The sequence below is a fragment of the Methanoplanus endosymbiosus genome, assembly GCF_024662215.1.
GTDB classification, from domain to species: Archaea; Halobacteriota; Methanomicrobia; order Methanomicrobiales; family Methanomicrobiaceae; genus Methanoplanus; species Methanoplanus endosymbiosus.
Window position 1 is genome coordinate 1,252,062 of the sequence record NZ_CP096115.1, and the last position, 25,849, is coordinate 1,277,910.

The 25,849-nt window shown below is 43.2% G+C and carries 25 protein-coding genes; 16 read left to right on the top strand and 9 right to left on the bottom strand.

Annotation, left to right across the window (positions count from 1 at the left end):
- Positions 1–119: 119 nt before the first annotated feature.
- The 3 genes from L6E24_RS05300 to eno form a co-directional block, all read right to left on the bottom strand.
- Positions 120–1,526, bottom strand: a complete 1,407-nt coding sequence (locus L6E24_RS05300) for an MFS transporter (RefSeq protein WP_257743666.1) — start codon at positions 1,524–1,526, stop codon at positions 120–122.
- On the bottom strand, positions 1,523–1,861 hold the full coding sequence (locus L6E24_RS05305; RefSeq protein ID WP_257743667.1) for a hypothetical protein: 339 nt from the start codon (positions 1,859–1,861) through the stop codon (positions 1,523–1,525). Before L6E24_RS05305 ends, L6E24_RS05300 begins: the two co-directional genes overlap by 4 nt.
- Before the next feature lie 117 nt (positions 1,862–1,978).
- Positions 1,979–3,271, bottom strand: coding sequence for a phosphopyruvate hydratase (eno, locus tag L6E24_RS05310; RefSeq protein WP_257743668.1), 1,293 nt, complete (start codon positions 3,269–3,271; stop codon positions 1,979–1,981).
- Positions 3,272–3,457: 186 nt separating this feature from the next.
- Here eno and L6E24_RS05315 point away from each other — a divergent pair, with 186 nt between their 5' ends.
- The 7 genes from L6E24_RS05315 (at position 3,458) to L6E24_RS05345 (ending at position 10,513) form a co-directional block, all read left to right on the top strand.
- Entirely contained in the window at positions 3,458–4,771 is a 1,314-nt protein-coding gene (locus tag L6E24_RS05315) for a protoporphyrinogen/coproporphyrinogen oxidase (protein WP_257743669.1), read from the top strand.
- A 117-nt stretch (positions 4,772–4,888) separates the two neighbouring features.
- The gene (locus L6E24_RS05320) at positions 4,889–6,310 is read left to right on the top strand and encodes an MFS transporter (protein ID WP_257743670.1); all 1,422 of its coding nucleotides are present in this window, start codon (positions 4,889–4,891) and stop codon (positions 6,308–6,310) included.
- Positions 6,311–6,386: 76 nt separating this feature from the next.
- The gene (locus L6E24_RS05325) at positions 6,387–7,097 is read left to right on the top strand and encodes a glycosyltransferase family 2 protein (protein ID WP_257743671.1); all 711 of its coding nucleotides are present in this window, start codon (positions 6,387–6,389) and stop codon (positions 7,095–7,097) included.
- 140 nt (positions 7,098–7,237) lie between these two features.
- On the top strand, positions 7,238–7,411 hold the full coding sequence (locus L6E24_RS05330) for a CxxC-x17-CxxC domain-containing protein (RefSeq protein ID WP_004076623.1): 174 nt from the start codon (positions 7,238–7,240) through the stop codon (positions 7,409–7,411).
- Between the two features lie 654 nt (positions 7,412–8,065).
- Positions 8,066–8,239 carry a CxxC-x17-CxxC domain-containing protein gene (locus tag L6E24_RS05335; RefSeq protein WP_257743672.1) on the top strand — a complete coding sequence of 58 codons (174 nt, stop codon included), beginning with the start codon at positions 8,066–8,068 and terminating at the stop codon, positions 8,237–8,239.
- Positions 8,240–8,502: 263 nt separating this feature from the next.
- Positions 8,503–8,676: a CxxC-x17-CxxC domain-containing protein gene (locus L6E24_RS05340; RefSeq protein ID WP_257743673.1), complete on the top strand. Its 174-nt coding sequence runs from the start codon at positions 8,503–8,505 to the stop codon at positions 8,674–8,676.
- A gap of 295 nt (positions 8,677–8,971) precedes the next feature.
- A complete protein-coding gene (locus L6E24_RS05345; protein WP_257743674.1) occupies positions 8,972–10,513 on the top strand; it encodes an AMP phosphorylase in 1,542 nt (513 codons plus the stop codon).
- Between the two features lie 63 nt (positions 10,514–10,576).
- Here the strand turns inward: L6E24_RS05345 and L6E24_RS05350 are convergent, their stop codons facing one another.
- A complete protein-coding gene (locus L6E24_RS05350; RefSeq protein WP_257743675.1) occupies positions 10,577–11,521 on the bottom strand; it encodes a ribose 1,5-bisphosphate isomerase in 945 nt (314 codons plus the stop codon).
- Between the two features lie 567 nt (positions 11,522–12,088).
- Positions 12,089–13,858 carry a CHASE4 domain-containing protein gene (locus tag L6E24_RS05355; RefSeq protein WP_257743676.1) on the bottom strand — a complete coding sequence of 590 codons (1,770 nt, stop codon included), beginning with the start codon at positions 13,856–13,858 and terminating at the stop codon, positions 12,089–12,091.
- A gap of 266 nt (positions 13,859–14,124) precedes the next feature.
- Here L6E24_RS05355 and L6E24_RS05360 point away from each other — a divergent pair, with 266 nt between their 5' ends.
- Positions 14,125–14,259: a hypothetical protein gene (locus tag L6E24_RS05360; protein WP_257743677.1), complete on the top strand. Its 135-nt coding sequence runs from the start codon at positions 14,125–14,127 to the stop codon at positions 14,257–14,259.
- Positions 14,260–14,992: 733 nt separating this feature from the next.
- Here L6E24_RS05360 and L6E24_RS05365 read toward each other — a convergent pair.
- Complete coding sequence (locus tag L6E24_RS05365) at positions 14,993–16,285, bottom strand: response regulator (protein ID WP_257743678.1); 1,293 nt, start codon at positions 16,283–16,285, stop codon at positions 14,993–14,995.
- A gap of 286 nt (positions 16,286–16,571) precedes the next feature.
- Here L6E24_RS05365 and L6E24_RS05370 point away from each other — a divergent pair, with 286 nt between their 5' ends.
- From L6E24_RS05370 to L6E24_RS05405, 8 genes are all read left to right on the top strand, one after another.
- Positions 16,572–16,787: a FeoA family protein gene (locus tag L6E24_RS05370; RefSeq protein WP_257743679.1), complete on the top strand. Its 216-nt coding sequence runs from the start codon at positions 16,572–16,574 to the stop codon at positions 16,785–16,787.
- Positions 16,784–17,014 (top strand): FeoA family protein, encoded by a 231-nt coding sequence (locus L6E24_RS05375; protein ID WP_257743680.1) that lies wholly within the window; start codon positions 16,784–16,786, stop codon positions 17,012–17,014. Before L6E24_RS05370 ends, L6E24_RS05375 begins: the two co-directional genes overlap by 4 nt.
- Before the next feature lie 17 nt (positions 17,015–17,031).
- A complete protein-coding gene (locus L6E24_RS05380) occupies positions 17,032–17,646 on the top strand; it encodes a FeoB small GTPase domain-containing protein (RefSeq protein WP_257743681.1) in 615 nt (204 codons plus the stop codon).
- A complete protein-coding gene (locus tag L6E24_RS05385) occupies positions 17,646–18,860 on the top strand; it encodes a nucleoside recognition domain-containing protein (RefSeq protein ID WP_257743682.1) in 1,215 nt (404 codons plus the stop codon). The genes L6E24_RS05380 and L6E24_RS05385 overlap by 1 nt, the downstream gene beginning before the upstream one ends.
- Entirely contained in the window at positions 18,861–19,319 is a 459-nt protein-coding gene (locus tag L6E24_RS05390) for a hypothetical protein (protein ID WP_257743683.1), read from the top strand. It begins immediately after the preceding gene.
- Between the two features lie 125 nt (positions 19,320–19,444).
- Positions 19,445–19,888 (top strand): metal-dependent transcriptional regulator, encoded by a 444-nt coding sequence (locus L6E24_RS05395; protein WP_257743684.1) that lies wholly within the window; start codon positions 19,445–19,447, stop codon positions 19,886–19,888.
- Positions 19,889–20,027: 139 nt separating this feature from the next.
- A complete protein-coding gene (locus L6E24_RS05400; RefSeq protein ID WP_257743685.1) occupies positions 20,028–20,579 on the top strand; it encodes a ferredoxin domain-containing protein in 552 nt (183 codons plus the stop codon).
- Between the two features lie 36 nt (positions 20,580–20,615).
- Complete coding sequence (locus L6E24_RS05405) at positions 20,616–21,686, top strand: GHMP kinase (RefSeq protein ID WP_257743686.1); 1,071 nt, start codon at positions 20,616–20,618, stop codon at positions 21,684–21,686.
- A 110-nt stretch (positions 21,687–21,796) separates the two neighbouring features.
- On the opposite strand, the gene galU is transcribed toward L6E24_RS05405, so the two are convergent.
- From galU to glmS, 3 genes are all read right to left on the bottom strand, one after another.
- Entirely contained in the window at positions 21,797–22,666 is an 870-nt protein-coding gene (gene galU / locus L6E24_RS05410; protein WP_257743687.1) for a UTP--glucose-1-phosphate uridylyltransferase GalU, read from the bottom strand.
- The gene (locus L6E24_RS05415; RefSeq protein WP_257743688.1) at positions 22,663–23,937 is read right to left on the bottom strand and encodes a UDP-glucose dehydrogenase family protein; all 1,275 of its coding nucleotides are present in this window, start codon (positions 23,935–23,937) and stop codon (positions 22,663–22,665) included. The genes galU and L6E24_RS05415 overlap by 4 nt, the downstream gene beginning before the upstream one ends.
- A gap of 169 nt (positions 23,938–24,106) precedes the next feature.
- Entirely contained in the window at positions 24,107–25,846 is a 1,740-nt protein-coding gene (gene glmS / locus L6E24_RS05420; RefSeq protein ID WP_257743689.1) for a glutamine--fructose-6-phosphate transaminase (isomerizing), read from the bottom strand.
- Positions 25,847–25,849: the final 3 nt, after the last annotated feature.

The window sequence follows — 25,849 nt, forward strand, 5'->3', positions numbered from 1 at the left end:
AAAGGAGAGTAATAGACAGGGAAGTATATATTCTTTAACCGGGCATACAGTCAGACCACAATAAAATACACAGGGAATTTTCAGTTACAGAACACACAAAAATATAAAATAAAATCTGTTCACCGGGATTTTGCAGGAAAAACAATTTTTCCGGATAGCAGGACAAAAATTACGGCTGAGATAATGACCATAACCCCTGAAGAGTGATAATAAACGCCAAGTCCGTATATGTCAATTATAATCCCCCCGATTACCGGTGCAATCATATCACCAACACCTCTGACAGAGTTATAGATGCCCATAACAGCACCCATTCCGGCAACCCTCCCCGCATCAACCATATAGGCATTTAAGGCAGGATATACAAAAAGTCCGCCCACTGCATGCAATAATGAGAGCGCAAGGAGAAAAGGAAGACTTCCCGCAAAGGAGATGGCAATAAAAGCCACACCCATTATCAGGCATCCAACCGGCACAAGGTACCTTCTGCCCTTGCGATCGGCGATATTGCCAAATATCATCTGTAAAATTCCGGCTGAAAAAACATTCAGCGATATGATAAGACCGGCTGCACCCGGAGACAACCCGATTCCGGGAACATAGAGCGGAATGAATACCAAAAGGCCGATCATTCCGAATTCTGTCACAAAAGTGACAAGCAGAACTCCGGCATAGAGGGGATTTTTAAAGAGCAGTTTCAGGGCTTCGGATGATAAAATGCCGGATATACGGGACAACCACGAATTACCTGAATGTCCGGAGATCATGGATTTTCCGGCAGCATCACTCTTCTTCACCGCAGACTCCTCAGACCCTTTATATTTATCTTCAGACAGGACATTTCCGGAGATTTCATTCCGGATTTTTACCTCTGACGGCAGAAAGAGCACAAGAACAAGAAATGCAAGTGTGGAGAGGAGAGTCAGGGAATAAAATGCTGCCTTAAATCCGGAGAGGTCATAGAGATAGCCACCGATGAGAGGCCCTGCACCAAATCCGAAGAGAATTGCGGCCTGAAATTTCGCCATAAAACCGGCTTCCTCCCCCGGAGCTGCAATCTCTCCGAGATATGCCATAGCAACCGGCGCAATCATTGCTGATGATATGCCGTGGATCAGCCTGACTGCAACAAGTGCCAGCACATCACCGGCGATGATGTAGCCAAGAGAAATTACGGCATAGAGCAGAAGTCCGGATGCGATAATCTTCTTCTTGTCACACCTGTCAGAGAGTGACCCGAAGTATGGCATAAAGACTGTCCTTGAGAATGCAAACGCACCAAAGACGATACCAATCCAGAGTCCGGATGCACCAAGGTTGTCTGCGTAAACGCTGAAGAGAGGCACAACTATTCCAATGCCAACGAGAGATATGAAGACGCAGAGGGATAAGATCAGAAGAATCCTGTTTTTATCCGGATTTTTGGGCAAACCCACCCCGAAATTACGCTGATTGTTCTGGTTACAGATTTCGTTTTCATTCTCTTTTTTATTATGGTTCTGGAGTTTATTTTCGTCTTTATTCAATATTTAACTCCGGATTTACAGTTGAACAGTTCAGCAAGCCTGTCTTTCAGCAGAACCTCATCTTCGGTTAAATTATCGCCATTACCGGAAAGATAATTATCGTAAAGGAAACGGAAATTGTCATTAATGCCAAGCATCCCCTGCTTTAGGGTTGGGGCATTCACCTGCATATTAAACTCCTCACTGAATAGAATAAATTCCCCGTCCTCATCATCCCATTTTACCGAGAACTCAATATTCCGGGAGAGTTTACCCACATCATGCCTTGAGAATATCACTTCTGAAACCTGTATATTTCCAAATTCAGATTTCCGGTCTTTTGTCCCTGAGTCCATAAATTATATATTATCTGATTCCTGATCATTCCGGAGATATAGCATCATTACAATTACGATTACTCTCCCAAAAAGAGAATATAATTTTATTATTGGGTAACCGGATAAGGCCCGGATTTATCTTATGAAGGCTGCTCTTCCGGCATACCGTGCAGAGTCACCCATCTCTTCTTCAATTCTCATGAGCTGGTTGTACTTCTCAACACGCTCCCCCCTTGCAGGTGCACCTGTCTTAATCTGACCTGTGCCAAGTGCAACCGAGAGATCTGCAATGAATGAATCGACAGTCTCACCACTCCTGTGGGATACCATAGCCGCCCATCCGTTCTTCTGTGCAAGACGGACAGCGTCAATTGTCTCAGAGACAGTTCCAATCTGGTTTAACTTGATGAGGACTGCATTTGAGACACCCATCTCAATACCTCTCTTTATCCTCTCAACATTGGTAACAAAGAGATCATCCCCGACAAGCTGAACTTTATCGCCGATTGCATCTGTTAAAAGCTTCCAGCCGTCCCAGTCATCCTCCGCCAGACCGTCCTCAATTGAGAGGATAGGATATCTGTCACAGAGATCTGAATAGTATTCAACCATCTCTGCTGACGTTAGCTTCCTGCCTTCAGTCTTTAAGTCATACATTCCGTCCTTAAAGATCTCACTGGATGCAGGATCTAAAACAATGCCCACCTCCTCTCCGGGTTTATAGCCGGCCTTTTCTATGGCCTTCATAATCAGCTTTAAAGGCTCTTCATTTGAGGGAACTTTCGGGGCAAAACCGCCCTCATCACCGACACCGGTGCTGTGCCCCTCTTCCTTTAAAATTCCCTTAAGGGCCTGGTAGATCTCTGCGCCCCATCTCAGAGCCTCAGAGAAACTTCCGGCACCGACAGGTGCGATCATAAACTCCTGAAGGTCAGCGCCCTGCCAGTTTGCATGCGCTCCGCCGTTCATTATATTCATACATGGGACAGGCAGGAGAAAGTTATCCGATCCTGCAAGCTTACCAAGATATTTCCATAATGAAATACCCTCAGCATCAGCCACAGCTCTTGCAGAGGCCATTGAGACTGTCAGAATAGCGTTTGCACCGAATTTTGCCTTGTTGGGAGTTCCGTCTGCTTCTGTCATTATTCTGTCAAGGCCGGCCTGATCAGCTGCATCCATGCCGGAAACCGCACCTGAGATCTCAGAATTGACAGCCAAAACAGCTTTCAGTACACCCTTTCCGCTGTACCGTGACTTATCACCGTCACGAAGTTCAACAGCCTCGTGAATCCCGGTTGATGCACCGGACGGACATGCAGCCCTTCCTGTCACGCCGCACTCAAGTGTGACATCTGCCTCAACTGTCGGATTACCACGGGAATCCAGAATTTCCCTTGCTTTAAGTGACCTGATCTTTGTATCCATATTAATTTCTCCGGAAGCACGATGCCCCGTAAATTTCCGGATAATTGTTTGTCCTTTTATACAATAAATGTGCAACAGAATAAATTCATATCAGGCAGTGATTATCCGGCCGGAGAAGACTAACAGAGAACTCTGCCTATAGGCATTTGACAGGTTATTTGTAAATCAAAATCCAACCTGAATAATGTGAAGACTGCAATACTCGGAGCAGGGCTGACCGGACTTGCCCTTGCAAGACTTTTAAAAGAGAAAGGTCAGGATATAACTGTCCTTGAAAAAGAGAAAGAGATCGGAGGGCTATGCCGGTCAAAGACTGAAAACGGATTTACCTTTGACATCGGCGGATCCCACATCATATTCAGCCGGGACACTGAAGTCTATGACTTCATGTGCGACCTCTTAAAGGATAACAGGGACACCAGAGACCGCAATACCAAAATATTCTATAAGAACAGTTATGTCAGATATCCCTTTGAAAACGGACTGTATCAGCTGCCCCCTGATGACCGCTTCTTCTGCATAAACGAATTTGTAAAAAACCTCATATCGCTTGAAAAAGGTGAATTAAAAGATCCGGAAAATTTCAGGGAATGGATATATTACACATTCGGAAAAGGCATTGCAGAATCCTATATGATTCCTTACAATGAAAAAATATGGAATTTTCCGACAGAGAAGATGTCACACCACTGGGTTGACGGAAGAATCCCGCGCCCGCCTGTAGAGGATATAATAAAGGCATCAATCGGTATAGAGACCGAGGGCTATACACACCAGTCAGTCTTTTCATATCCGGTTAAAGGCGGCATAGAAGCACTCATACATGCCATAGCAGAACCTGTAACTGATGACATTAAGACTGAATTCTGCGTTAAAACCATAAGAAAAGATGGGGAAGGGTTTATTATCGGGGATGGAAATGAAGAGATAAGGTGTGATAAGATAATATCAACACTGCCGCCGCAGATAATTCTGCCCTGTATGGAAGACGTACCTGAAGAAGTCACTGTTGCCTGCCGGAATCTTAAGTACAATTCCATAGCCTGTGTGGGCATAGGCGTAAAAGGAGACTTAAATGAGATCTCATGGTTATATGTCCCGCAGACCGAACTTGGGCCGGCAAACAGGATCTCATTCCCGTCAAATTATTCAATGGAGGTCTCACCGGACGGTCATTCATCCATCCTTGCAGAAATTACATTCAATGAAGGCGATGCCATATCAGAGATGTCTGATGACGGGATTGCAGACGGGGCAATAGAAACATTATGCAGGATGGGAATTCTGGAAAAGCCCGATGATGCAGTGTATAAAACCGTTGAGAGATTTGAGTATGCATATGTAGTCTATGACACAGAATACCAGAACAATGTAAAAACAGTCAGGGACTATATCGAGTCAGCCGGAATTGATCCCGTAGGAAGGTTTGCGGAATTTGAGTATCTCAATATGGACGGCTGCATCAGAAGAGTTCTGGACTACACAAAAAAACTCAGCTGAAAAACTCAGCTGTAAATATAAGCTGAAGACTTTCCGGGCAATAATACCGGCCAATAAGTCACTCAGCCGGACAATAACTGAAATATCTTTTTTTAAGAGGCAGACCGATAATGACTTATGAATAACGGTCCGGGAAAATATTTCGGAAATGAAACCCTGCTTTTAGCTGTCATCTCCATAGGTGTTTTTATGGACGGACTTGACGGTGCAATTGTAAACGTCTCACTCCCGCAGATTGCTCAGGATTTCGGAGCGGAAATTGAACTGGTGTCCCTCGTTGTCACTGCATATCTCATCTTTCTTAGCGGACTGATGATAACTTTCGGAAAATTAGCCTCATACAAAGGGGCAAAAAAGATATACATCGCCGGAATTTTACTATTTACAGTATCATCACTTCTATGTGCCCTCTCCACAGGCATCGAGATGCTGATAATCTTCAGATCACTTCAGGGCATTGGTGCGGCAATGATTGCACCGACAGCTATTGGAATAGTAGCAAAGGAAATACCGGAAGAGAGGAGGGGAAAGTCCCTTGGCATTCTCGTTGCCGCATCATCGTTCGCTTTTGCACTCGGCCCTGTGGCAGGCGGATTTCTGACTGAATATCTGAGCTGGCACTGGATATTTCTGATAAATCTCCCCATAGGCATAGCCGCAGCAGCCCTCTCCCTGAAATTTATTCCGGGATCAGAGAATATTCCAGGCGATAAGCACAGAAATAAAGAATCCTTCGACTATGCAGGATCACTGTTATTTCTCATCTCAGTCGGAATTCTGATTACAACCCTTGGAATGGCCGGAGATGCCGGCCCGCTCTCGCCATCAGTGATAATCTCCCTGGCTGTATGCGCAGCTCTCTTTTATCTCTTCTACAGAAGAGAGAAATCAGCATCAAATCCGGTATTAGAGATCAGCATATTCAGAATTCCGGAATTCAACAGCTCAACCGCAACCTATATGCTGATTATGGGTGCATTCGGAGGCGCGGTTTTAATCCTGCCTTTTTATTTTCAATACATCAGATTATGGTCACCTGCAATGGCAGGGCTTGCCCTTCTGATACCATCAGTTATGATAACCATATTCAGCCCGCTCGGCGGGATGGCAGCAGACAGATATGGTGCGCGTGTGGTATGTATCATAGCCGGAATTCTGGCCACAGCAGGATTTCTGCTCACAGCATGTTATTCAGGAAATTCACCACTCATCTTCATTGCGGCAACGCTTCTTCTTCTCGGAGTGGGCTGCGGCCCTGTAATGAGCGCAGGTGCATCAGGGATCATCTCCTCCGCACCGGCTGAAAAAAAGGAGATTGCATCGGGCATCATGAGCACATCGGTATATCTTGGAACTGCCATAGGAACGGCAGTCTTCACTGCCATATTCAGCCTCTTTACCAAAACCGCCGGAAGTTCAATGAACCCCGGAGCAGAGATATTTATGGAGGGATTCTTTGCCTGTTTTATAGCCGGAACAGTATTCTGCCTCACTGCAACCCTCCTTGCATATACACAGAAGGCAAAAAAGATGACATAAACCCGAAATAACTTTTTTGAGGAATATTGCAGACCTACATCTATATTGCCTAAAAACCAGAAAATATTAAGAACAGATGGAACCCAGAATTTCGGTTGTAATACCAACCTACAACGAGGAAGACAATATTAGTGCCTGCCTTGAATCACTCTCAAAACAGACAATTCCAAGAGAAGAATACGAACTTATTGTTGTTGACGGTGGTTCGGCAGACAAAACACGGGAATTTGCCGAAAAATATGCTGACCGGGTGTTCATCCAGAAGAGCAAAAGGGTTGGCGGTGCAAGAAATGACGGTGCAGAGGCTGCAAAGGCCAAAATACTTGCAACAACCGATGCAGACTGCCTGATACCGGAAGACTGGCTTGAAACAATTCTTGCAATCTTTGAAAACAACCCCGATACAGTGCAGCTGTATGGAACAGTGGCACCAATAGAACCGGGAATAAAACATAAAATATCACTCATTCTTGCCAATGTCTTCTCCGGACTTGGATACTACACTCATACCCTGTATTACACTCTTGGGTGCAATACGGCATTTCGGGCAGAGGCATACCACTCCATAGGGGGATATAAATGCATTGATGCCGGAGATGATCTTGAGATCGCACAGAGAATGAGAAAGATCGGGAAAGTCAGGCTGAGCACTAAAATTAAGGTCCGGTTCTCAATGAGAAGATATGTTCAGTTTGGGACCCTCAAATCATTGTACATCTGGCTTTATATCGTGATAAAAGGCGGGAATTCAGCCAAATACACATATGCAAGACAGAAATACAAATAATAAAACAGAGAATATAATTCTATTTTGCCAATTTAAATATCACGAAATATTTTAAAGATATATATTATGCAATCAACCACACCTATTATTACCACAGAGAACATTCTATTTAAAGCAGACAAGTCTGCAAGAGTACTAAAATGAACGGAAGAGATAATTTCGGTGGACGCAGAAATTTCGGCGGACCAAGAGAGATGCACAAGACAACATGCTCAGACTGCGGAAAAGAATGCGAAGTACCATTCGTGCCTACCGAAGGAAGACCTGTATACTGCAACGACTGCTTCCCAAAGCACAGAAAGCCTAGATACTAAATATCCGGGAGAAAACATTGACCGGATTTACGGTCAGTTTACTTTTTTATCAGCTTATTATATTAATCATCAGCCAGCCGTATCATTATCGTCAGCTTATTATATTAATCATCAGCCAGTCGTATCATTACCATCAGCTTATTATATTAATCATCAGCCAGTCGTATCATTACCATCAGCTTATTATATTAATCATCAGTTAGTCGTATCATTATTATCGGCAGATCATATTACCCCCAAATTATATATGTATAGCGATACATGAAATAATTACTATACTAGGGAATAACCGATTATAGTCATTCACCTATGCTTCGTTAAGTTATCCTCTCAGGAATAAGTAGCGGCACTTTGAAATCTCCACAGATATTAGTCATATGCTTAAAAGAGATCAAACATAATTAATGAAAGTTACGTAAATGACCATACATAGCCATAATATTATCCGGTATTATAACGATAATCTGAAGTTATAAATTACTGCACAGCCACCCCTCAATTATCAGGTTAAACTGTCAGGATTATGCATTTAAATCTTTATTTCTGAAATTCATGCCAATTTCACTCAGATTGGCTGTACATTACCACCATCACAGCTATTATCAACTCAGGCAACATTCTATATAAAGCAGACAAGTCTGTAAGAGTACTAAAATGAACGGAAGAGATAATTTCGGTGGACGCAGAAATTTCGGCGGACCAAGAGAGATGCACAAGACAACATGCTCAGACTGCGGAAAAGAATGCGAAGTACCATTCGTACCAACCGAAGGAAGACCTGTATACTGCAATGAGTGCTTCCCAAAGCACAGAACGCCCAGATACTAAATATCCGGGAAAAATATTGACCGGATTTACGGTCAGTTTACTTTTTTATCAGTTAATTCATTATTGCTGATTTCATCATTATAAAATCCGATCATCAGTAATCTCTGAAATAATTTCTATATCCTGAGAGAATTATTAACACGGGCCGTAATCCCATCCGGAAATTATAACAATGATCTGAAGCTGTAAACTATCAGCTACAACATATATTATTGCCAAAGGAAACATTATAGATATTGCAGATATTCTGCAAGAGTACTAATATGAACGAAAGAGATAATTTCGGTGGACGCAGAAACTTCGGCGGCCCAAGAGAGATGCACAAAGCAATATGCTCAGACTGCGGAAAAGAATGCGAAGTACCATTCGTACCTGCCGAAGGAAGACCTGTATACTGCAGCGACTGCCTCCCAAAGCACAGAACACCCAGATACTAATATCGGGGACAATAAAGGGCCGGATTCCGGCCATCTTTTTTTATATCGGGATAAGATCCTGTACCGGATGGTAAAATAACTGTGACCCGGAGATTAAAGCAGAATGCAGGATACACAATGATGATAATATTTGTCAGGTCATATTTAATCAGACCATACTGCCGGAATTAGAATCTCCAGAGACAAACAGAAGAATTGTCCATTATTTCTCCGGAAAATTCAGAAATACGGGATTATAACCAAAACAATATATCTGATTCAGACTTAATCTGAAGTATCCCACTGAAGTGTTATTATGATTAAACTCAACGCAAAACTGATGGATATCGATTATCGGGGAGTTATGCTCAACCGTGAGGACTCAAGAACAGTCGGAGTCCTTGACGGAGATCGTGTCCAGATAATAAACCAGGAGAGAGGAGATTCAGTACAGGCAATAGTAACAACAACAGAGACAATCATTCCAAAAGGGACAGTAGGAATATTCTACGTCACAAATAAACGCCTTGATGCAAAAGAAGGAGAAATGTTAGAGATAAGAGTTGCAAATCGCCCTGTATCCATAGATTACATCAAGAAAAAGATGGACGGAGGTAAGCTAACCTCAGATGAAACATTCTCAGTCGTTAACGATATAGTAAATGACATTCTCTCACCCGGAGAGGTCAGTGCATACATTACAGGCTCTTATATCAACGGCCTTGACATGGACGAAATTGAGTACCTCACACGCGCAATGGTCTCAACAGGTGAAGAGATCTCATTTGACTCTCACCCGATTGTGGACAAGCATTCAATAGGCGGAGTTCCGGGCAACAAGATCTCACTCCTTATCGTTCCAATCATCGCCGCAGCCGGACTTAAAATTCCAAAGACAAGTTCAAGGGCAATAACAGGCGCGGGTGGGACTGCTGATCTCATGGAAGCCCTCTGCCCGGTCTCGTTCTCAGCAGATGAAGTCAGGAAGATGACCGAGAAAGTGGGCGCTGTTATTGTCTGGGGCGGCGCGACAAATATCGCCCCTGCTGATGACAGGATAATCACCCATGAATACCCGTTAAAGATCGATGCAAGAGGACAGATGCTTGCAAGTGTCATGGCAAAGAAGTATGCAGTCGGCGCTGATCTTGTTGTCATTGACATTCCGGTAGGGGAACATGCAAAAGTCAGGACACCTGAAGAAGGAAGAAAACTTGCAAGGGAGTTCATTGACCTCGGCGAAAGGCTTGGCATGAGAGTCGAATGTGCACTTACGTATGGTGACTCACCAATAGGTCACGCAATAGGTGTAAATCTTGAAGTCCGTGAAGCTTTAAAGGCCCTTGAAGGAGCGGAAATTCCCGGATCTCTGATACAGAAAAGTATATCTCTTGCCGGCATTGCCCTTGAAATGGCCGGAAAGGTGCAGAACGGCGAAGGAGCAAAGGCAGCAGACGAAATCCTCAAATCCGGAAAGGCACTTTTAAAAATGAAGGAGATAATTGAAATTCAGGGCGGAAATCCGGATGTTAAATCGGATGACATCGTTCCCGGAAGCTATTCATACGATATAAGAGCACCCGAATCAGGATATGTTGTTGAACTTAACAACAGTTCACTGATAACTATTGCAAGAGCCGCCGGAGCGCCAAACGATCATGGTGCAGGCATATATATCCATAAAAAGAAAGGCAATCATGCCAAGAAGGGCGAACCGATCTTCACAATTTATGCTGACAGGCCGTGGAGGCTTGAAAATGCACTTGAGACAGGCAGGCAACTTATGCCGGTAATTATTGAGGGAATGATGATAGACAGAGTGCCTTCAGACTACTGGAGAAGTTCCAGACGAACATAATACCCCTTAACAATTACAATAATTATTTTTTCACGATCACACAGCGTTAAAACCGGAATTTCCTCAGAAATCACGGTCAAAGTCGCCGATCTTCCAGCCAAGATAATCCTTGATGATAATATATGCCATCTCAGGGGGAATAGCACCCTCCTCCGTCACGATAAGATCAATATATTCCGCCGGAGTGATATCAAATGCAGGATTTCTGACAGTAACATTAGGCATTATCTCTGCAATTTCCGGACTTAACACCTCTGAATTATCCCTCTCTTCTATTTTGATCAGTTCTCCGGTGAGGGTCTTTGGAGCAAATTTATAGGTCTCTGCTGCGACCATAACTCTTGTTCTTGCCTCATGGGCAGCAAGGGCAATCTGCGAGGTTCCGATTTTGTTCACAACCGAACCATTGACCGTCACTGCATCTGTGCCTATGACCACAATATCAACATTCTTCATAAAATAGCGGGCCGCAGAATCAACAATAAAATTTGTCTTAATGCCGGCATCGTTAAGAGTTTTAATCGTAAGCAGCCCCTGATTCCTTGGCCGGACTTCCGTTGCGAATACCTCAATATCCTTACCCTGCCTGTGGGCCTCAAGTATGCACCCGATTGCAACCTGAGAGTTGCAGTGGGTAAGAACAGTATCCCCGTCACTGATACGCCGGGCACCAATCTCTCCGATTTTTCGCACAGCGGAATTTGATCTCTCAATAAAATCATCCGCCCGGCTGACAATTCCGGCCCTGATCTCACCGGTATCATCCTCACCATTCATGCCTGAAAGAACAATATTTACTGCATTTGGCAGGGATACAGCAGTAGGTCTTGTACTAAGCAGAACCTCTCCCGCAGATCTCATCTTAGTAATAAAGGCACTGCTATTTTGGTCATCAAGAGACTCTGCATGGCTTTTCAGAGCAAAAACTGCCTCACGGGCAATTTTTCCTGCCCCCCTAATTTCCATCGAACGGATTTTTCCGGCGGTCTCAGCAAGTACGGATTTCATAAATATGATGGTTATACAGCCACAGTATAATAATCCTGCCGGATTTCCAATTAAAAATAGTCATTCATGAACCTGCGGGTTCACAGATGGCAGATGAAACAAATGTTTCATAGGAGATTTCAGGAAGCAAAAATATCCAGGACTACTGAGAACATATGAAAAGGTTAATTATTACTAAAATTCAAAAAAATATTACTTTGTGTGCAAATAATATTTTAAATTTCTGAAATTGCCGGAAACAGACAAGCAATAAACTTTCAGAACAACCCGATTTAAATTACTGAATACCCGGAAGAGATTGGAATATTGTGCACAGAGCAGTAACATTTAATCCGGAAAATTTATCCTGCCAAATGGAAATATCATTAAGTCCCCGCATAAAATCAAAAGGCAGCAGTTCTGTATATAAGAAATAAAAAAGAAAATGAAGCAGGAAAGTGCAGAAGAATAATCTTCTTCTCTCCGGAATTTTAGTGGATTATAATAATATATTAACAATTGAACTTCTGACTCAGACGCATCTAAGCCAGACTCCCTAATTTTTCAAAAATTACCCGCAGTTTTCAACTATAATTTGTCCATCTCTCCGGTATATTCCTCCACTTTATTTTCATCATAACTCATGCCGTGATATCTTACAAGATAATCCCTGATCTTTAAGGATTCAAGCCAGCCCTTGTCAAGTTTATGGACAATAACAGTTATCTCTTCGATCTGATTAAGAATTACGTCAGGATTTCCATCTTCACCGAGCAGAACATGACTCATAATCACCTGAAGCGGGTTTCTTAGATTATCATTAAGTACTGCAAGCTGCCCGATATTCTTCTCAATCTGCTTGAGGGTTTCAGCCCTCATCTTCTCATTCTCAACCCTCTCAGTAATATCACGGGCAATCATAAGCGTTGCAGGTGACCCGAAATTATTGAATATATGGGCACTAACCTCAAAAGGGATCTCCCTTCCGTCTTTTGCAATAAAATATACCGTAAAGAAACTCTGCCCTTCCTTCATCCGGAGAAGAAATCCCGGATCATCCGAGATCTCCTCTCTGATGATATCCTCCGGACCAAGACCTGAAAACTCTTCTTTTAAATATCCAAGAATATCAACAGCGGCATCATTTACCTCAATGAAACTGCAGGAATTTTCACCATTACCACAAACAAGCACAACATCATTACCACTGTTAAAGAAGAGGCGGTATCTCTCCTCAGTAACATCAAGTTTAGTTTTGAGCTGTTTTTGTGAAGATTCAAGTTCTTCAAGCATCCCGTTTATACCGTCAGACAGTGATGAGATCTCATCAGAACCCTCGTCCTCAACCCGCTGTGAAAAATCGCGGTTTTTACCAATCTCATTTACAGATCTGCTAAGCAGAGATGTTCTTGAAAGGACAAACTTCTCAAGGAGAAGGAATATTACAACCTCCATAATTATTGCTGAGAATATGAAAAGGAGAATTGAGAATATAAGAGTGGATTTTCCCTGAAGATAGACCGCTCTTGGGATTGTTATCTCAAACAATATCTTTTCATCGCCATAGACATCGTTTATAAGGATTGTTCCAAGGAGATTGTCCTCATCTGCCGGAGTGATATCCATCGGTGCAAAGAGATAGAGGAGATCGTTTTCATAACGGGTAACCAGAGGATATGAGGTTTCATCATAATCTGAAAAACGCTCCATCTTCTGACTGATCTCTTCAGAATCAGTAACAGGCACAACAGGGAAGTTGGTTATGGCAGATAACCGGTCAAGCATCCGGTCATCAAAATATCTTGCCATAACTATTGTGCCGACCATCCCATCTCCCAAATCTGCATCAGCAACAGGCCTTGAAGTTATCATAACCGGCCCTTTTGGGAGGATAATTATGCCCATTAAACCTTCTTTGTTCTCCGGAGAGTATGAGTGGAAATTGAACTCCTTAATTACAGATTCAGAATTCTCATCAACATCTGAAAATACAGAATTTACAAGATCATACTCAGAACCATCTAATTTGTTCCCTTCCGAATCATAAAAATATATCAGGTTAAACTGGAGCCTTTCAAATGTTTCCGGAGTCAAAAGACCCTGAATATTTCCGGAAGATTTGTTTTCCAGATAATATTTAACCGAATCAGTGCTTGACCACTCAATGGCAACTGAGTCCAGATGATTGATATCATCACCAAATGCAGTGACAACCCTCTCAAGGTCCTGTTTAATAATATTCTCTTCAACATCAGAGTAACTGCCAAGGATAAATAAGCCATATGTGGCAATATGCAGAACAATAAGTACTGAAAAGACCGTTGCAACAATAATTACGGTTTTCTGTCGGATATTCATGGAACTCAGATTATATGTAATATATCTGCCGGATATAAAAACGTGCTGTAAACAAGAAGGCAGACAGCAATATTTTCGGAAAAATGATCGAAATTCCAAAAATAGTTCAGTGTAACCTCACATTTCCAATCTCTTTAGGTAAGTTTTCATCACAACCGAAATACCAATAAAAATATAGCACAACAGGGCAGGCACATAAGTAACCGAACCTCACGTGCACGAAATCAAGAATATCAGCATAAATCACAGAAAGGAGAATATGAAATATGAGCATAAAATCGTCAATATTTGACATTGAAAAATTAAGCGAAGGAAAAAGTGAAGACAGAAAGGAGATCGTCAGAGTATTTCTGGGCATTACCGGAAGCAGCAGCCGGATTTCCGAAAAAAATAACAGATGAAAGAGATGAAAATTACTATTTTCTGCCTCCGGAATCATCTGAGGAGAAGAACCGCAAAAAGAGCAATAAAGGAATAAAGGAGATAACCAAAGATTTAACCATGCGGAGAGCCGCGTCACGGACATATTCAGATTCTAAATATTATCGCCCGGACAACACATAACATATCCATAATATATTAAAACCTCTAAACACGCAACGCACATACGTAACCGATCTTCCGGGCACAACAGACACAAAAAAAATATCAGCACAATAACAAAATCCATTAAACACACCCATTTCCAACAAATATAAAAGTCTGTCAGCACAGTCTGATAAATCAGTGATGACTGATCATTTTTAAGTATAGATTAGTTTTTCAACCGATCTAAGCTGACATTGTCTGTTTCAGACATCATGTCACTGAAAAATACGACTGTGCCCTGTCGCAGGACTATTTTTAAACCGACAATAAGACAATTAAATGCCCTCTCTGGACAAATCCACAAGACGTTTGTAGCAACTGCACCCAAAAATTATACAATAATCCACCAAATTTTATTTGTGCAACAACCCCATAATTCCCAAACAATTCATGCACAATTGCTAAAAGAGCTAACAGACAGTATCCGGATTTAAAGACCGGATTAAAATAGTCATTCATGAACCCGCAGGTTCACAGATGGCAGATGAAACAAATGTTTCATAGGAGATTAAATCTTAGTTTTGGATAATATTTGGTATCCCTCACCTACATCGACAGCCACCATAAATCATCAGGCACCCCCATAAACGGCAGAGGTTCATGCAGTTCAGCAAATATGCACTTTACATCCCCTTCTGCATCCAGATACGCTGTGGCATAGAGGTATGCCGCAATCTTCTCACCTGACTTTTTCAGAACATTCAGCCTGTGATCCCTGACTGCCTTTCCATCAGCCAGAGAGCCAAAGATACCATCTGCTGCTTCAGGGTTTAAGAGCCATTCACGCAGGTGGCAGTTTACAATATCTTCACGCCCGCATCCGAGAAGCTTTTCAGTAGCGCCATTGACATCAGTAATCCGGAGATCAGGTGAGAGAGTGACAAGAGGATCAATATGAGACTCAATAAGCGCCTTCCTGTACTCATTCATTCTCTTAAGTTTCATCTCCGCTACCTTCCACTCAGTAATATCCCTTACCGATTCAATCGCACCTGCAACACTGCCGTCACCATCATAGAGATATGTACCCTTCGCACGCATGTAAGAGAGTTCACCGGACTGCATTGTGGAGATCTCTGCAATGATCATTGAACCGGAATTAGTTGTTGTATTATAATTATCAGGCATAACTGCACCGGAATTCAGCAGAAGATCAGCAAGTGACGGCCTGCCTGTTCCATACAGTACTTCAGAAGGATTAAAACCCTTCCTACCCACAACATCACCGGCATGTACACCAGTCATCTCTTCAATGGCCCTGTTCCAGGCAATAACAACGCCATCTCTGTTCACCGCATATGTCGGATCAGGCAGATGGTGAAAGAGTCCGGAGATGAACCTGTCAGAGTTTCCGGCACTCACCTCATACCTCCGGCTGTAAACCGCTTCAGTCATTACATGCGACAGTTCGGCAAAGAGTGATTTCGGGTCACCACCTTTTCGGATATAATAATCAGCACCATTGTTTATAGCCTCAATTACAACCTCTTCACGCCCTTTTCCGGTAAAGAAGATAAACGGAATATCACTGCCGGAACTCCTGATTTCAAACAGTAATTCAAGACCATTCATACCCGGCATCCCGTAGTCACTAACAACTGCATCATAACAGCCACATTCGAGTTCCCGGAGTGCCATTTCAGCCGAGTTACAGCATTTAACTATAAAATTCCCTTTTTTCTCAAGGAATATTTTGGTAACATCAAGGACACCTGATTCATCATCTACAAGAAGAACCTTTATTCGTTCATCATCCACGCCGGAAATAGCTTTCAGACAGGAATATTCATTGTCCGGCTGAGATTCAGAGCCGGAATTCTGAGCTGTATGTAAAAACATGATCTCCGGGTATAATATTCAGCCGATATATTACAAACCCAAAAAATATTTGTAATATGTCAAAAATCCAAATGTTTTAAGGACATCCCATACAATACCAAAATATCGCGCAACCACCCCTGATTACAACATAGCTACGCAATATTCACGACAAAATTAAACTGAAATCTGAGAAAATATTTTGAAGCATTGTAAATTTCCAAATTAATTTTGGAAATTATTCAAAAACCAAATTTGTTTCGTACCCCGTTAATATCAACCAAATAAAAAAAATAATTATGTGAAGATGCATCTCACTGAACTTTCACCCGGAGAGTCTGCCATTATAACAGAGATAAACGGTGGAAGAAACTTAATCCAGCAGCTTGCCCTCAGGGGACTCACCCCCGGAAAAAGGTTAACAATGATCTCCGGACGCTGCGGGCCTGTCGTTGTAAAAATCCATGGTGATTCTCTCGTCCTGGGCAGAGGAATGGCACATAAAATATTATTAGAGAGGTGATTATTCTGGAGAAAAAATTATCAGAACTGGAATCCGGAGAAACAGGAATTGTTTACACCATCCCATGTTGTGAACATATTTTAAACTGCCTTGGCATAAGACCAGGGAAATCAGTAAAGATGGTTACAAAACAGCCAATCAAAGGACCTGTTGTTGTTATAGTAAACGAAATCGAAGTGGCCGTCGATTACGAAATTGCTGAAAAACTAAAGATTAAGACAGAGTGACATAATCGAGGATTCAGATGGCTGGCAATAAAAATAAGGATAAAGAAAAAATTCTGATGGTTGGAAACCCAAACGTCGGAAAAAGTGCCCTGTTCAACAGGCTCACCGGTGCAGATGCAACGGTATCCAATTATCCGGGCACGACTGTCGATTATACAAAAGGCATGCTTGAGACTTCGGAGATAATTTATGAGATAACCGATGTCCCCGGCATGTACTCACTTGAACCAAAAGACGGGGCAGAAGAGGTTGCATTAAAAATACTTGAAAATAACAGAGATGCAACGATTCTGATGGTCCTTGATGCAACAAGGGTTGAGAGAGGATTATACCTGGCTCTTGAAGTGATAGAGAGGGGTTACAGGGCAGTATTAGTCATCAACATGATCGATGCCGCACATGAAAAAGGAGTTTCTGTTGATATATACAATCTCCAGAAGATACTCGGAATTCCGGTGATAACCACATCAGCACTGAGTGGAGAGGGACTGCTGGATCTCACAGACAGAATAAGATATGCACAGGCCTCAGATATAGAGCTGATAGAGAAGAGAGCAAAAGGAGAAGTTACAGAGGAAGAAAGCAAAGGTGGCTGTGCCGGATGCGGACTCTGTGGCGGGGGGTGTATCTGATGACAACACCCACAGCAAAGAGATGGGAGATTGTTGACCTGATTGCAAACCGGACAGTCACCGCAGGAGAATATAAACCATCAATCAAAGATTATCTGAGCGAACTGACAGTGAAGCCCCTCACCGGAATTCCGGTAGCATTAGCTGTCCTTTACGCATTCTGGAGCATATTTTCATCATTTGCAGGGGCACTTGTCACAGACGGCTTCATGGTAAAACTCTTTGACAATTACTGGCTGCCATGGATTCAGAATGTATGGCCAAACCCCGACAGCGTGCTTTACTTCCTCTTTGTCGGCGATCCGCTTGCAGACAACTGTTTTGAGGCATTCGGGATGCTCACATCCGGACTTTTTGTCTCGATAGGGGTGGTGCTGCCGGCAATATTCATATTCTATCTCATGATGACCATTCTTGAGGATTCCGGCTACCTGCCCCGACTTGCAGTATTAATGGATGGACTATTCCATAAGATAGGCCTTCACGGATATGCAATAGTTCCGGCAATACTCGGCCTCGGATGCAATGTTCCGGCAGTTACAGCAACCAGAAATCTTGAGACAAAAAAACAGAGATTTATTATGATGGTGCTTCTTGCAGTATTCATTCCCTGCGGAGCACAGCTTGGGATAATGCTGGATGTAATACCGGAGACTGTCGGATGGGTGATGCTGTACCTGATAATCGGATTCTGCCTCTTCGGATTCATACTCGGCAAATTAATTCCGGGAGGGAACCCCGAAATATTAATCGACATTCCACCATACAGAAGACCGGCATTGCAGAACATATGCAAAAAACTCTGGGTAAAAACAAAGGGATTCTTTATAAATGCGATTCCTTTCGTTCTGCTCGGAATACTATTTGTAAATGTCCTGTATCTCCTCGGAGTTATTCAGGCTCTTGCTGATCTCTTCGCACCACTATTTGTAACATGGTTTGGAGTGCCTAAAGAGACCGTCGGGCCGCTGATTGCAGCATTCTTAAGAAAAGATCTTGCAGTAGCACAGCTCTCTACAATTGCTATGACACCATACCAGATGATAACAGCTGTCGTACTTATATCCATATACTTCCCGTGTGTTGCAACATTTGTGGTTATGCTTAAAGAAGGAGTGAAAGAACTTGCCGCTGCTGTAGGAGTGCTTGCAGTAATAGTATTCCTATACGGCGGACTGATACACCTCATTGGAATATTACTGGGGGTAGCATAAATGGAAAATAAAAATAACATATTTGAGATATACACCGGAATTATCGGACTTGCCGCCATGATAACAGGCATATTAAATATAATCGTATGGTCAGGAATATACCAGACAATAGATCTTGGGCTATTCACTATTGGCGGAGATGACTTCTTCAGGTGGGTCTGGGGAAGTCTCGTTGTAATTTTTGGCGGGATTATGCTGATCTCCGGAGCAAAAGATATTCATAAGATCGAACAGTTCTCAAAATCATTTCTGGGCGCTGTAATGATCTGGATTGTTGCCGGAACAGACATATTTGCAACAATATGTGAAAACATTCCGGCAGGAGAGGAATCAGCAGAATTTTTCAATTCCCTGTCAGGTTTCGTTAGTGCCTTTGCACCTCCGTATGCACCGGCAGTAATACTCCTTCCGTTCACACTGGCATTTGCAGTCTATTATTTCAGACTTGAAAACAACTGAAGGTGAATAAAAAAGTATTAGATATATGAAAAAACTGTAGGTATATTATATACCCAAACCATAACAGATTACCCGGATTAAGATGCTCAGAACCAGAATATGACCATACTTGGCAGAAGTTATTAATGAAAGCTGAAAAAAAAGCATGCAACCTTTCCAGAAAAGTTGAGGATTACCTTGAATCAATCCTCAACGTCACCATTCAGAAAGGCTATGCAAGGACAAAGGACATAGCAGATGAGATGTCCCTCAGCCCCTCAAGTGTTGTTGAGATGTTTAAAAAACTAGACAGACTGGGGCTTGTTGAGTACCGGAGATATGAAGGGGTTGTGCTGAAGGAGAAGGGCAGGGAGATTGCCGAGGTTATAAAATACCGGCATGAGACACTCAAAAAATTCCTGATGCTGATTAAAGTGCCTGAAAAGACTGCAAATGAGGACGCATGTTTTATGGAGCATGAACTACATCCGGAAACAGTACGGCAGATCAGAACCCTGATTGAAATCCTTGAAAATAACCGGACAATCTCTGATGATATCAGAAGAATGATTGATTCCGGAAAATACTGACGGTTATATCTTCAGTACTGATCATCATAGTACTGACTGTTATATCACCAATGAGGTTCTTCTTTGGATATCGGATTATAATTAGAAAAATCACATATTTTCAAAGATTTTAAATATCCTAAGGGATTATGTAAATCTGATGTTCATCGAAAGTGAATGTGTTGAGATTGTAGCAAAACTTATGGCTCTCTCAGCACGCACTGCACCAAAATCAAAGGGGAGCGATGTAATTGAGATTAAAATCGTTTCTAAGGATGAACTTGGTGCACTTGCCGCTTCGATGAGGAGTTTCGGAGAGGAGAATAACCTGAAATTCTTCCTCCGCGATGCCGGAAACATTGAAAAAAGTGACTGTTGTGTAATTATCGGCGTAAAAGGTGACGGCTCACTTGGCTTAAACTGCGGAGGATGTGGTTTTCCAAACTGTTCCGGTATGCTCAGAGAGCAGAAAGCTATCCGGGATACAGGACGTGACACTGCATTTCATGGCCCAAACTGCGTATTGAGGCAGGCTGATCTCGGGATCGCAGTAGGTTCCGCAGCAAAGACTGCATCAATACATAACATAGACAACAGAATCATGTTTTCGGCCGGCGTTGGAGCACTGAAACTTGGCTGGCCCGGTGACTGCACCGTAGCATACGGCATACCGCTGTCAGCCTCAGGTAAGAGCATTTTTTTTGACCGATAATAAATTAAGCTCTGTTTTGATAAAAAGAGGATAATAATGCCCAGACTTATGATCCGGGGCGGAGACCTGGATCTTGTCGAGTATGATTTCTCACCATTTGAAGTGGGAGAGAATATCAGAACTCACGGTATCGATAAAAGGAATTTTAAACCGGAATTTTCAGAAAAGCCTGTAGAGGTCATAGTTCCGGCAAGAATCCATCTGACTGTTCTTGATATGAACAGGTTTGCACCCAACAGGCCCGGCGGCGGCGGCGTTGGATTTGCAATCCAGTGCTACTGCAATTCAGTGGTTGAAGTAACAGAAGGCGCTGATGAGATAGACTACAACCGTGAACCAATAGTCAGGCATCTCGTGGCAGTCTTTAAGCAGGTCACAGGCTATTCCGGTGGATTTAAGATCTGCGCAAAGGACCACGAAAAGAAGCATGTCGGCCTTGGATCAACAGGTTCAGTCCTCCTTGCAGTCTGCCACGGAATGAATAAGGCAATCGGCTCCCCTCTCACCCATGAGGAGATCAGATATCTCATCGGATGCAACTATGTCGAGGAGACAACAGATGGTAAAATAATCGGCGGCTTTGAGACCGGAGTCGGCCCTGCGGCGGCTACATACGGAGGTATGGCGGTTTTAGGTGACGAACTTACCCTTGTCTGCCACCACAGTTTTGCAGAGGACGAAAATGTCTATGTAATTATCCCTCCCACAAAAGCCAAGGCATCAGGAGAGGACGAATTCAATGTCCTGATGAACAGGGCAAGGGCACTTGATTCACGTGACCGGGAACTTAAGGCATATTTTGTACTGATGGATTTAATTCCGGCCCTATGCAGGAATGACATAACAAAACTCGGAGAGATCATCTGGGAGATGGACTTTCGGGGATCAAAGCGTGCCGAGGTTGAGCACAACTCATTTGAGATCTATTACTACATGAGCAGGCTAAAGGATGCCGGACTGGAGTTTGTAGGCATGAGTTCAGTCGGCCCTTCAGTTGCAGTAATAACAAAACTCGGAGAAGAGGAGATGAATGAGATCCTCAGACCAATTGGTCTTGAGATTGCCATCAAAACAAAGGTTGACAACATAGGCATTCAGTTCAGATAACTCTGTCACAAATTCCGGCAGAACAACCGGAATTCCGGGGAGAAAAATCAGGACATACGGATTTATATCCAAAATCCTGACAATAAAACATGACTTATTTTTTCCGGAAACTATCTCTTCAGGGCTTTGGACATATATTCACGGATGCTCTCAGAGATCTCAGGGTCAGCCATTGCAAAGTCAAAAATTGCCTTTAGATAGCCTATTTTGTCACCTGTATCATACCTCTTTCCTGAAAAAGAGAAGGCATAAACATCCTGAATTCCGTTCAGCATCCTTATTGCATCAGTAAGCTGAATCTCACCGCCGACACCCCTCTCAGTTCTTTTAAGGCAGTCAAACAGTTCCGGTGTAAAGACATAACGGCCAATTGCACCAAGCCTTGACGGAGCATCACATAGTGACGGTTTTTCAACAATGTCCATAATCTGATATAGGGATTTTTCGACCGATTTTCCGTCAATGATACCATAGCTTGAGACCTTCTCATCCGGAACTTCCTCAATGGCAATTACAGAAGATCCTGTTCTGCCATAGACATCAATAAGCTGCCTTGTGCAGGGCTGTGAGTTGGTAACAATATCATCGCCGAGGAGAACAGCAAAAGGACTGTCACCTATATGCTTCTCAGCCCGGAGTACTGCATCCCCAAGCCCTCTCGGCTCTTTCTGCCTGATGTAATGAATATCCGCAATATCTGAGATTTCACGTATCAGATTCAGTTCATCAGTCTTACCATTCATCTCAAGGTGCATCTCAAGTTCAGGAGAGTCGTCAAAGTAGTCCTCAATCGCCCTCTTGCTTCTTCCGGTGATGATAATGATGTCCTCAATGCCGGAATTGACAGCCTCTTCAACGACATACTGAATTGTAGGACGGTCTATTAGAGGGAGCATCTCCTTTGGCATTGATTTAGTTGCCGGAAGAAACCGTGTGCCAAGCCCTGCGGCAGGAATTACGGCCTTTTTAACAGATGTCACCAGCAGACACCCTCATATATCTCAGCAGTATCGGCCGCCTTTCTGATCCGTCTGCCGTCAATAACAAGCTTTCCTGAGTAATCAAGATCTTCAAACTCCGGCCATTCGGTTGTAATAAGCACAGCATCACATGCCATGACTTCGCCGCAGTCCTTTGCATATATAATACCGGGGAAGAGAACAGACATATTCTCTGATGCAAGCGGGTCATAGCCCACGACTTCAGCGCCCATTGCAGTCAGGGCTGATATGACCGGAATGGCGCGGCTCTCCCTGATGTCATCGGTATCGGGCTTAAATGCCAGACCAAACAGGCCGATCTTTCGTCCTCTGAGATCAGGCATATGCTTAGTCAGCAGGTCGATCATCTTTAATGGCTGAGCTTCATTTACATCGAGAACAGCTTTCAGAATAGTTGTATCAACTCCGGAATCCATTGCCCCTGATAAAAGCGCCCTGACATCCTTTGGGAAGCATGAGCCGCCAAAGCCTATTCCTGACCGGAAAAATGAGGGGTTTATCCTTGCATCAAGGCCGACACCCTTAAAAACTTCCTCAGTGTCAATGCCGGCCATTTTACAGATATTCCCGATCTCATTTGCAAAACTGATCTTGGTTGCAAGGAAAGCATTGCTCGTATATTTAATCATCTCAGCCGTCTTTATGCCGGTAACAACCTTAGGGCAGTCAAAGTTGGCATACAGTTCACCAAGAACCTCTCCTGCACCCTCATCATACGAACCTATGACAATCCTGTCAGGGTTCATGAAGTCCTCAATTGCAACCCCTTCCTTTAAAAATTCCGGATTGCAGCCAAGATAAAATCCTTCACCGGCAGTTTTTCCTGATGTTCTCTCAAGGGCATCAAGAACAACAGATTCCGTAGTTCCCGGAAAGACAGTGCTCTTTACGACAACAGTATGAACAGTCTTCTTATTGGTGTTGTTAAGGGCTGAACCGATATTTTCAGCCGCAGATCTGACGTAAACCGTATCAATAGTTCCATTCTCCGCACATGGAGTGCCTACAGATATAAAAGTCAGATCAGTACCTTCAATGGCAGAATTATAATCATCGGTTGCAGAGATAAGCTGCTTATTCTTCTTTAAAATCTCAGCAAGCCCCAATTCGTATATCGGCGGAATTCCCTTATTTAAGAGATCAATCTTCCTTAGATCGATGTCAACAAAAACAATCTCATGCCCGAATTCCGAGAGGCACGCACCGGTTACAACCCCCACATAACCTGATCCTATTATTGATATTTTCATGTAAATTTCCTTTTTTTATTATTTGTAGCCAAAGAAAAATGAACTTAACCTCTTACTTCCCATCCGGCATATCGAATGTAACTGTTGAATATTCCCGGAATTACAGTCTGAACCTGCAATCAACGGGAAATAAGTCTGGGATAAATGATCACTTCAGTGACCGCTGATTTCAGATAACCGTGACGCTCTTTGCCAGATTTCTCGGCTTGTCAATATCCCGGCCAAGAATTACCGCAGACTGGTATGCAAGCATCTGAAGGACCACAATTACCGCAAGCATCTCCCCAAGGGGTGTCGATCTCTTCACATAGATGCAGACATCTGCAACATCATCGAGATCCTCATCACCCTCAGTCCCGATTGCGATTACAGGAGCATTCCTTGCCTTCATCTCCTTTATATTGGAGAGCATGACAGGATGGGAGACATCCATTGTGCATACCGCAACAATGGGTGTCTCCTCACATAGAAGGGAGATTGGCCCGTGCTTTAACTCTCCGGCAGCATAGCCCTCTGCATGAATATAGGTTATCTCCTTGATCTTAAGAGCACCTTCCAGTGATACAGGGTAATAAAGACCCCTTCCGACATAAAAGATATCAAATGCCCCGGCGCATATCTCAGCCCCTTCAGATACATCCACTAACAGGGCATCCTCTATGACCTTGTGAATTTCACTGAGGTCCTCTTTGATATTACCATTACAGAGTTTCCTCACTATTGACATAAAGACTGCAACCTGGGCCGTATAGGACTTTGTTGCCGCAACACTGATCTCAGGCCCGGCTCTCGTATATAATGAGTAATCCACAACCCTTGTAACCGAACTTCCGACTACATTTGTTACAGCCGCAGTAGTGCAGCCGGAGGCTTTTGCCATATTTAAAGCTGCAATAGTATCAGCAGTCTCACCTGACTGTGTAACAGCTATCACAACCGAACATTTCCTTGGCTTAAAGAAGCGGCATTCAGAAGCAACCTCAACCCGTACCGGAGTTTCACAGTGCATCTCCATTAAGTATCTGAATAACAGACCTGCATTGTACGATGTCCCGCATGCTATGACACAGATCTCATCAGCAGAATTCAGTTCGCTGATGAAATCAGGGTCAATATCACTGTTAAATGACTGGTAAAAGACATCAGACTCTTCATAGATCTCCTTTTGCATATAATGATCAAAACCGCCCTTTTTGGCGGAATCGATCTCCCAGTCTATAACATCTGTCACAATCGCCTTTGGCATGCCGGAATTAAAGACTGAAACACCTTTGGAGTCAATTGAGATTATATCCCCGTCATTGACATAATAGACATTCCGTGTATATTCAAGTATAGGTGTAACATCAGAGGAGGCAATTATCTCATTGTCACCGATTCCGATTACAAGGGGATTTTTATCCCTTGCAGCAACAATCCGGTCTTCTCCGGCAGCCACCGATAAAAACGCATATGCCCCCTCAAGATCCTCTGTCGCCCTTGTTACGGCCTCCAGCAGATCACCGGCATAATACTTACCTATGAGATGTGCTATCACCTCACTGTCAGTATCTGATTTAAAGGTGCAGCCTTCCTTAATCAGCATTGACTTAAGGGACATATAATTCTCAATAATGCCGTTATGAACTATAGCAATCCTCCCGGTGCCGTCTGTATGAGGGTGGGCGTTAATCTCATCCGGAATTCCATGCGTTGCCCACCTTGTATGTCCGATACATACAGTACCGCCTGTACCGCAGATCTCACCTGACAACTCGGAGATGCGTCCGGCACATTTATAGACATTCACCTCCCCGTCCACAGTTGCAATTCCAAATGAGTCATAACCCCGGTATTCAAGCTTTTTTAAACCCTCAATTACAACATCTGATGCACTCCGGTACCCAAAATAACCGACAATCCCGCACATATT

Excerpts from the sequence above, each read along its gene's own strand:
- L6E24_RS05305 (WP_257743667.1), bottom strand. The coding sequence starts at position 1,861 with ATGGACTCAGGGACAAAAGACCGGAAATCTGAATTTGGAAATATACAG.
- eno (WP_257743668.1), bottom strand. The coding sequence starts at position 3,271 with ATGGATACAAAGATCAGGTCACTTAAAGCAAGGGAAATTCTGGATTCC.
- L6E24_RS05320 (WP_257743670.1), top strand. The coding sequence starts at position 4,889 with ATGAATAACGGTCCGGGAAAATATTTCGGAAATGAAACCCTGCTTTTA.
- L6E24_RS05325 (WP_257743671.1), top strand. The coding sequence starts at position 6,387 with ATGGAACCCAGAATTTCGGTTGTAATACCAACCTACAACGAGGAAGAC.
- L6E24_RS05330 (WP_004076623.1), top strand. The coding sequence starts at position 7,238 with ATGAACGGAAGAGATAATTTCGGTGGACGCAGAAATTTCGGCGGACCA.
- L6E24_RS05335 (WP_257743672.1), top strand. The coding sequence starts at position 8,066 with ATGAACGGAAGAGATAATTTCGGTGGACGCAGAAATTTCGGCGGACCA.
- L6E24_RS05340 (WP_257743673.1), top strand. The coding sequence starts at position 8,503 with ATGAACGAAAGAGATAATTTCGGTGGACGCAGAAACTTCGGCGGCCCA.
- L6E24_RS05345 (WP_257743674.1), top strand. The coding sequence starts at position 8,972 with ATGATTAAACTCAACGCAAAACTGATGGATATCGATTATCGGGGAGTT.
- L6E24_RS05350 (WP_257743675.1), bottom strand. The coding sequence starts at position 11,521 with ATGAAATCCGTACTTGCTGAGACCGCCGGAAAAATCCGTTCGATGGAA.
- L6E24_RS05355 (WP_257743676.1), bottom strand. The coding sequence starts at position 13,858 with ATGAATATCCGACAGAAAACCGTAATTATTGTTGCAACGGTCTTTTCA.
- L6E24_RS05360 (WP_257743677.1), top strand. The coding sequence starts at position 14,125 with ATGAGCATAAAATCGTCAATATTTGACATTGAAAAATTAAGCGAAGGA.
- L6E24_RS05365 (WP_257743678.1), bottom strand. The coding sequence starts at position 16,285 with ATGTTTTTACATACAGCTCAGAATTCCGGCTCTGAATCTCAGCCGGAC.
- L6E24_RS05370 (WP_257743679.1), top strand. The coding sequence starts at position 16,572 with ATGCATCTCACTGAACTTTCACCCGGAGAGTCTGCCATTATAACAGAG.
- L6E24_RS05380 (WP_257743681.1), top strand. The coding sequence starts at position 17,032 with ATGGCTGGCAATAAAAATAAGGATAAAGAAAAAATTCTGATGGTTGGA.
- L6E24_RS05385 (WP_257743682.1), top strand. The coding sequence starts at position 17,646 with ATGACAACACCCACAGCAAAGAGATGGGAGATTGTTGACCTGATTGCA.
- L6E24_RS05390 (WP_257743683.1), top strand. The coding sequence starts at position 18,861 with ATGGAAAATAAAAATAACATATTTGAGATATACACCGGAATTATCGGA.
- L6E24_RS05395 (WP_257743684.1), top strand. The coding sequence starts at position 19,445 with ATGAAAGCTGAAAAAAAAGCATGCAACCTTTCCAGAAAAGTTGAGGAT.
- L6E24_RS05400 (WP_257743685.1), top strand. The coding sequence starts at position 20,028 with ATGTTCATCGAAAGTGAATGTGTTGAGATTGTAGCAAAACTTATGGCT.
- L6E24_RS05405 (WP_257743686.1), top strand. The coding sequence starts at position 20,616 with ATGCCCAGACTTATGATCCGGGGCGGAGACCTGGATCTTGTCGAGTAT.
- L6E24_RS05415 (WP_257743688.1), bottom strand. The coding sequence starts at position 23,937 with ATGAAAATATCAATAATAGGATCAGGTTATGTGGGGGTTGTAACCGGT.
- glmS (WP_257743689.1), bottom strand. The coding sequence starts at position 25,846 with ATGTGCGGGATTGTCGGTTATTTTGGGTACCGGAGTGCATCAGATGTT.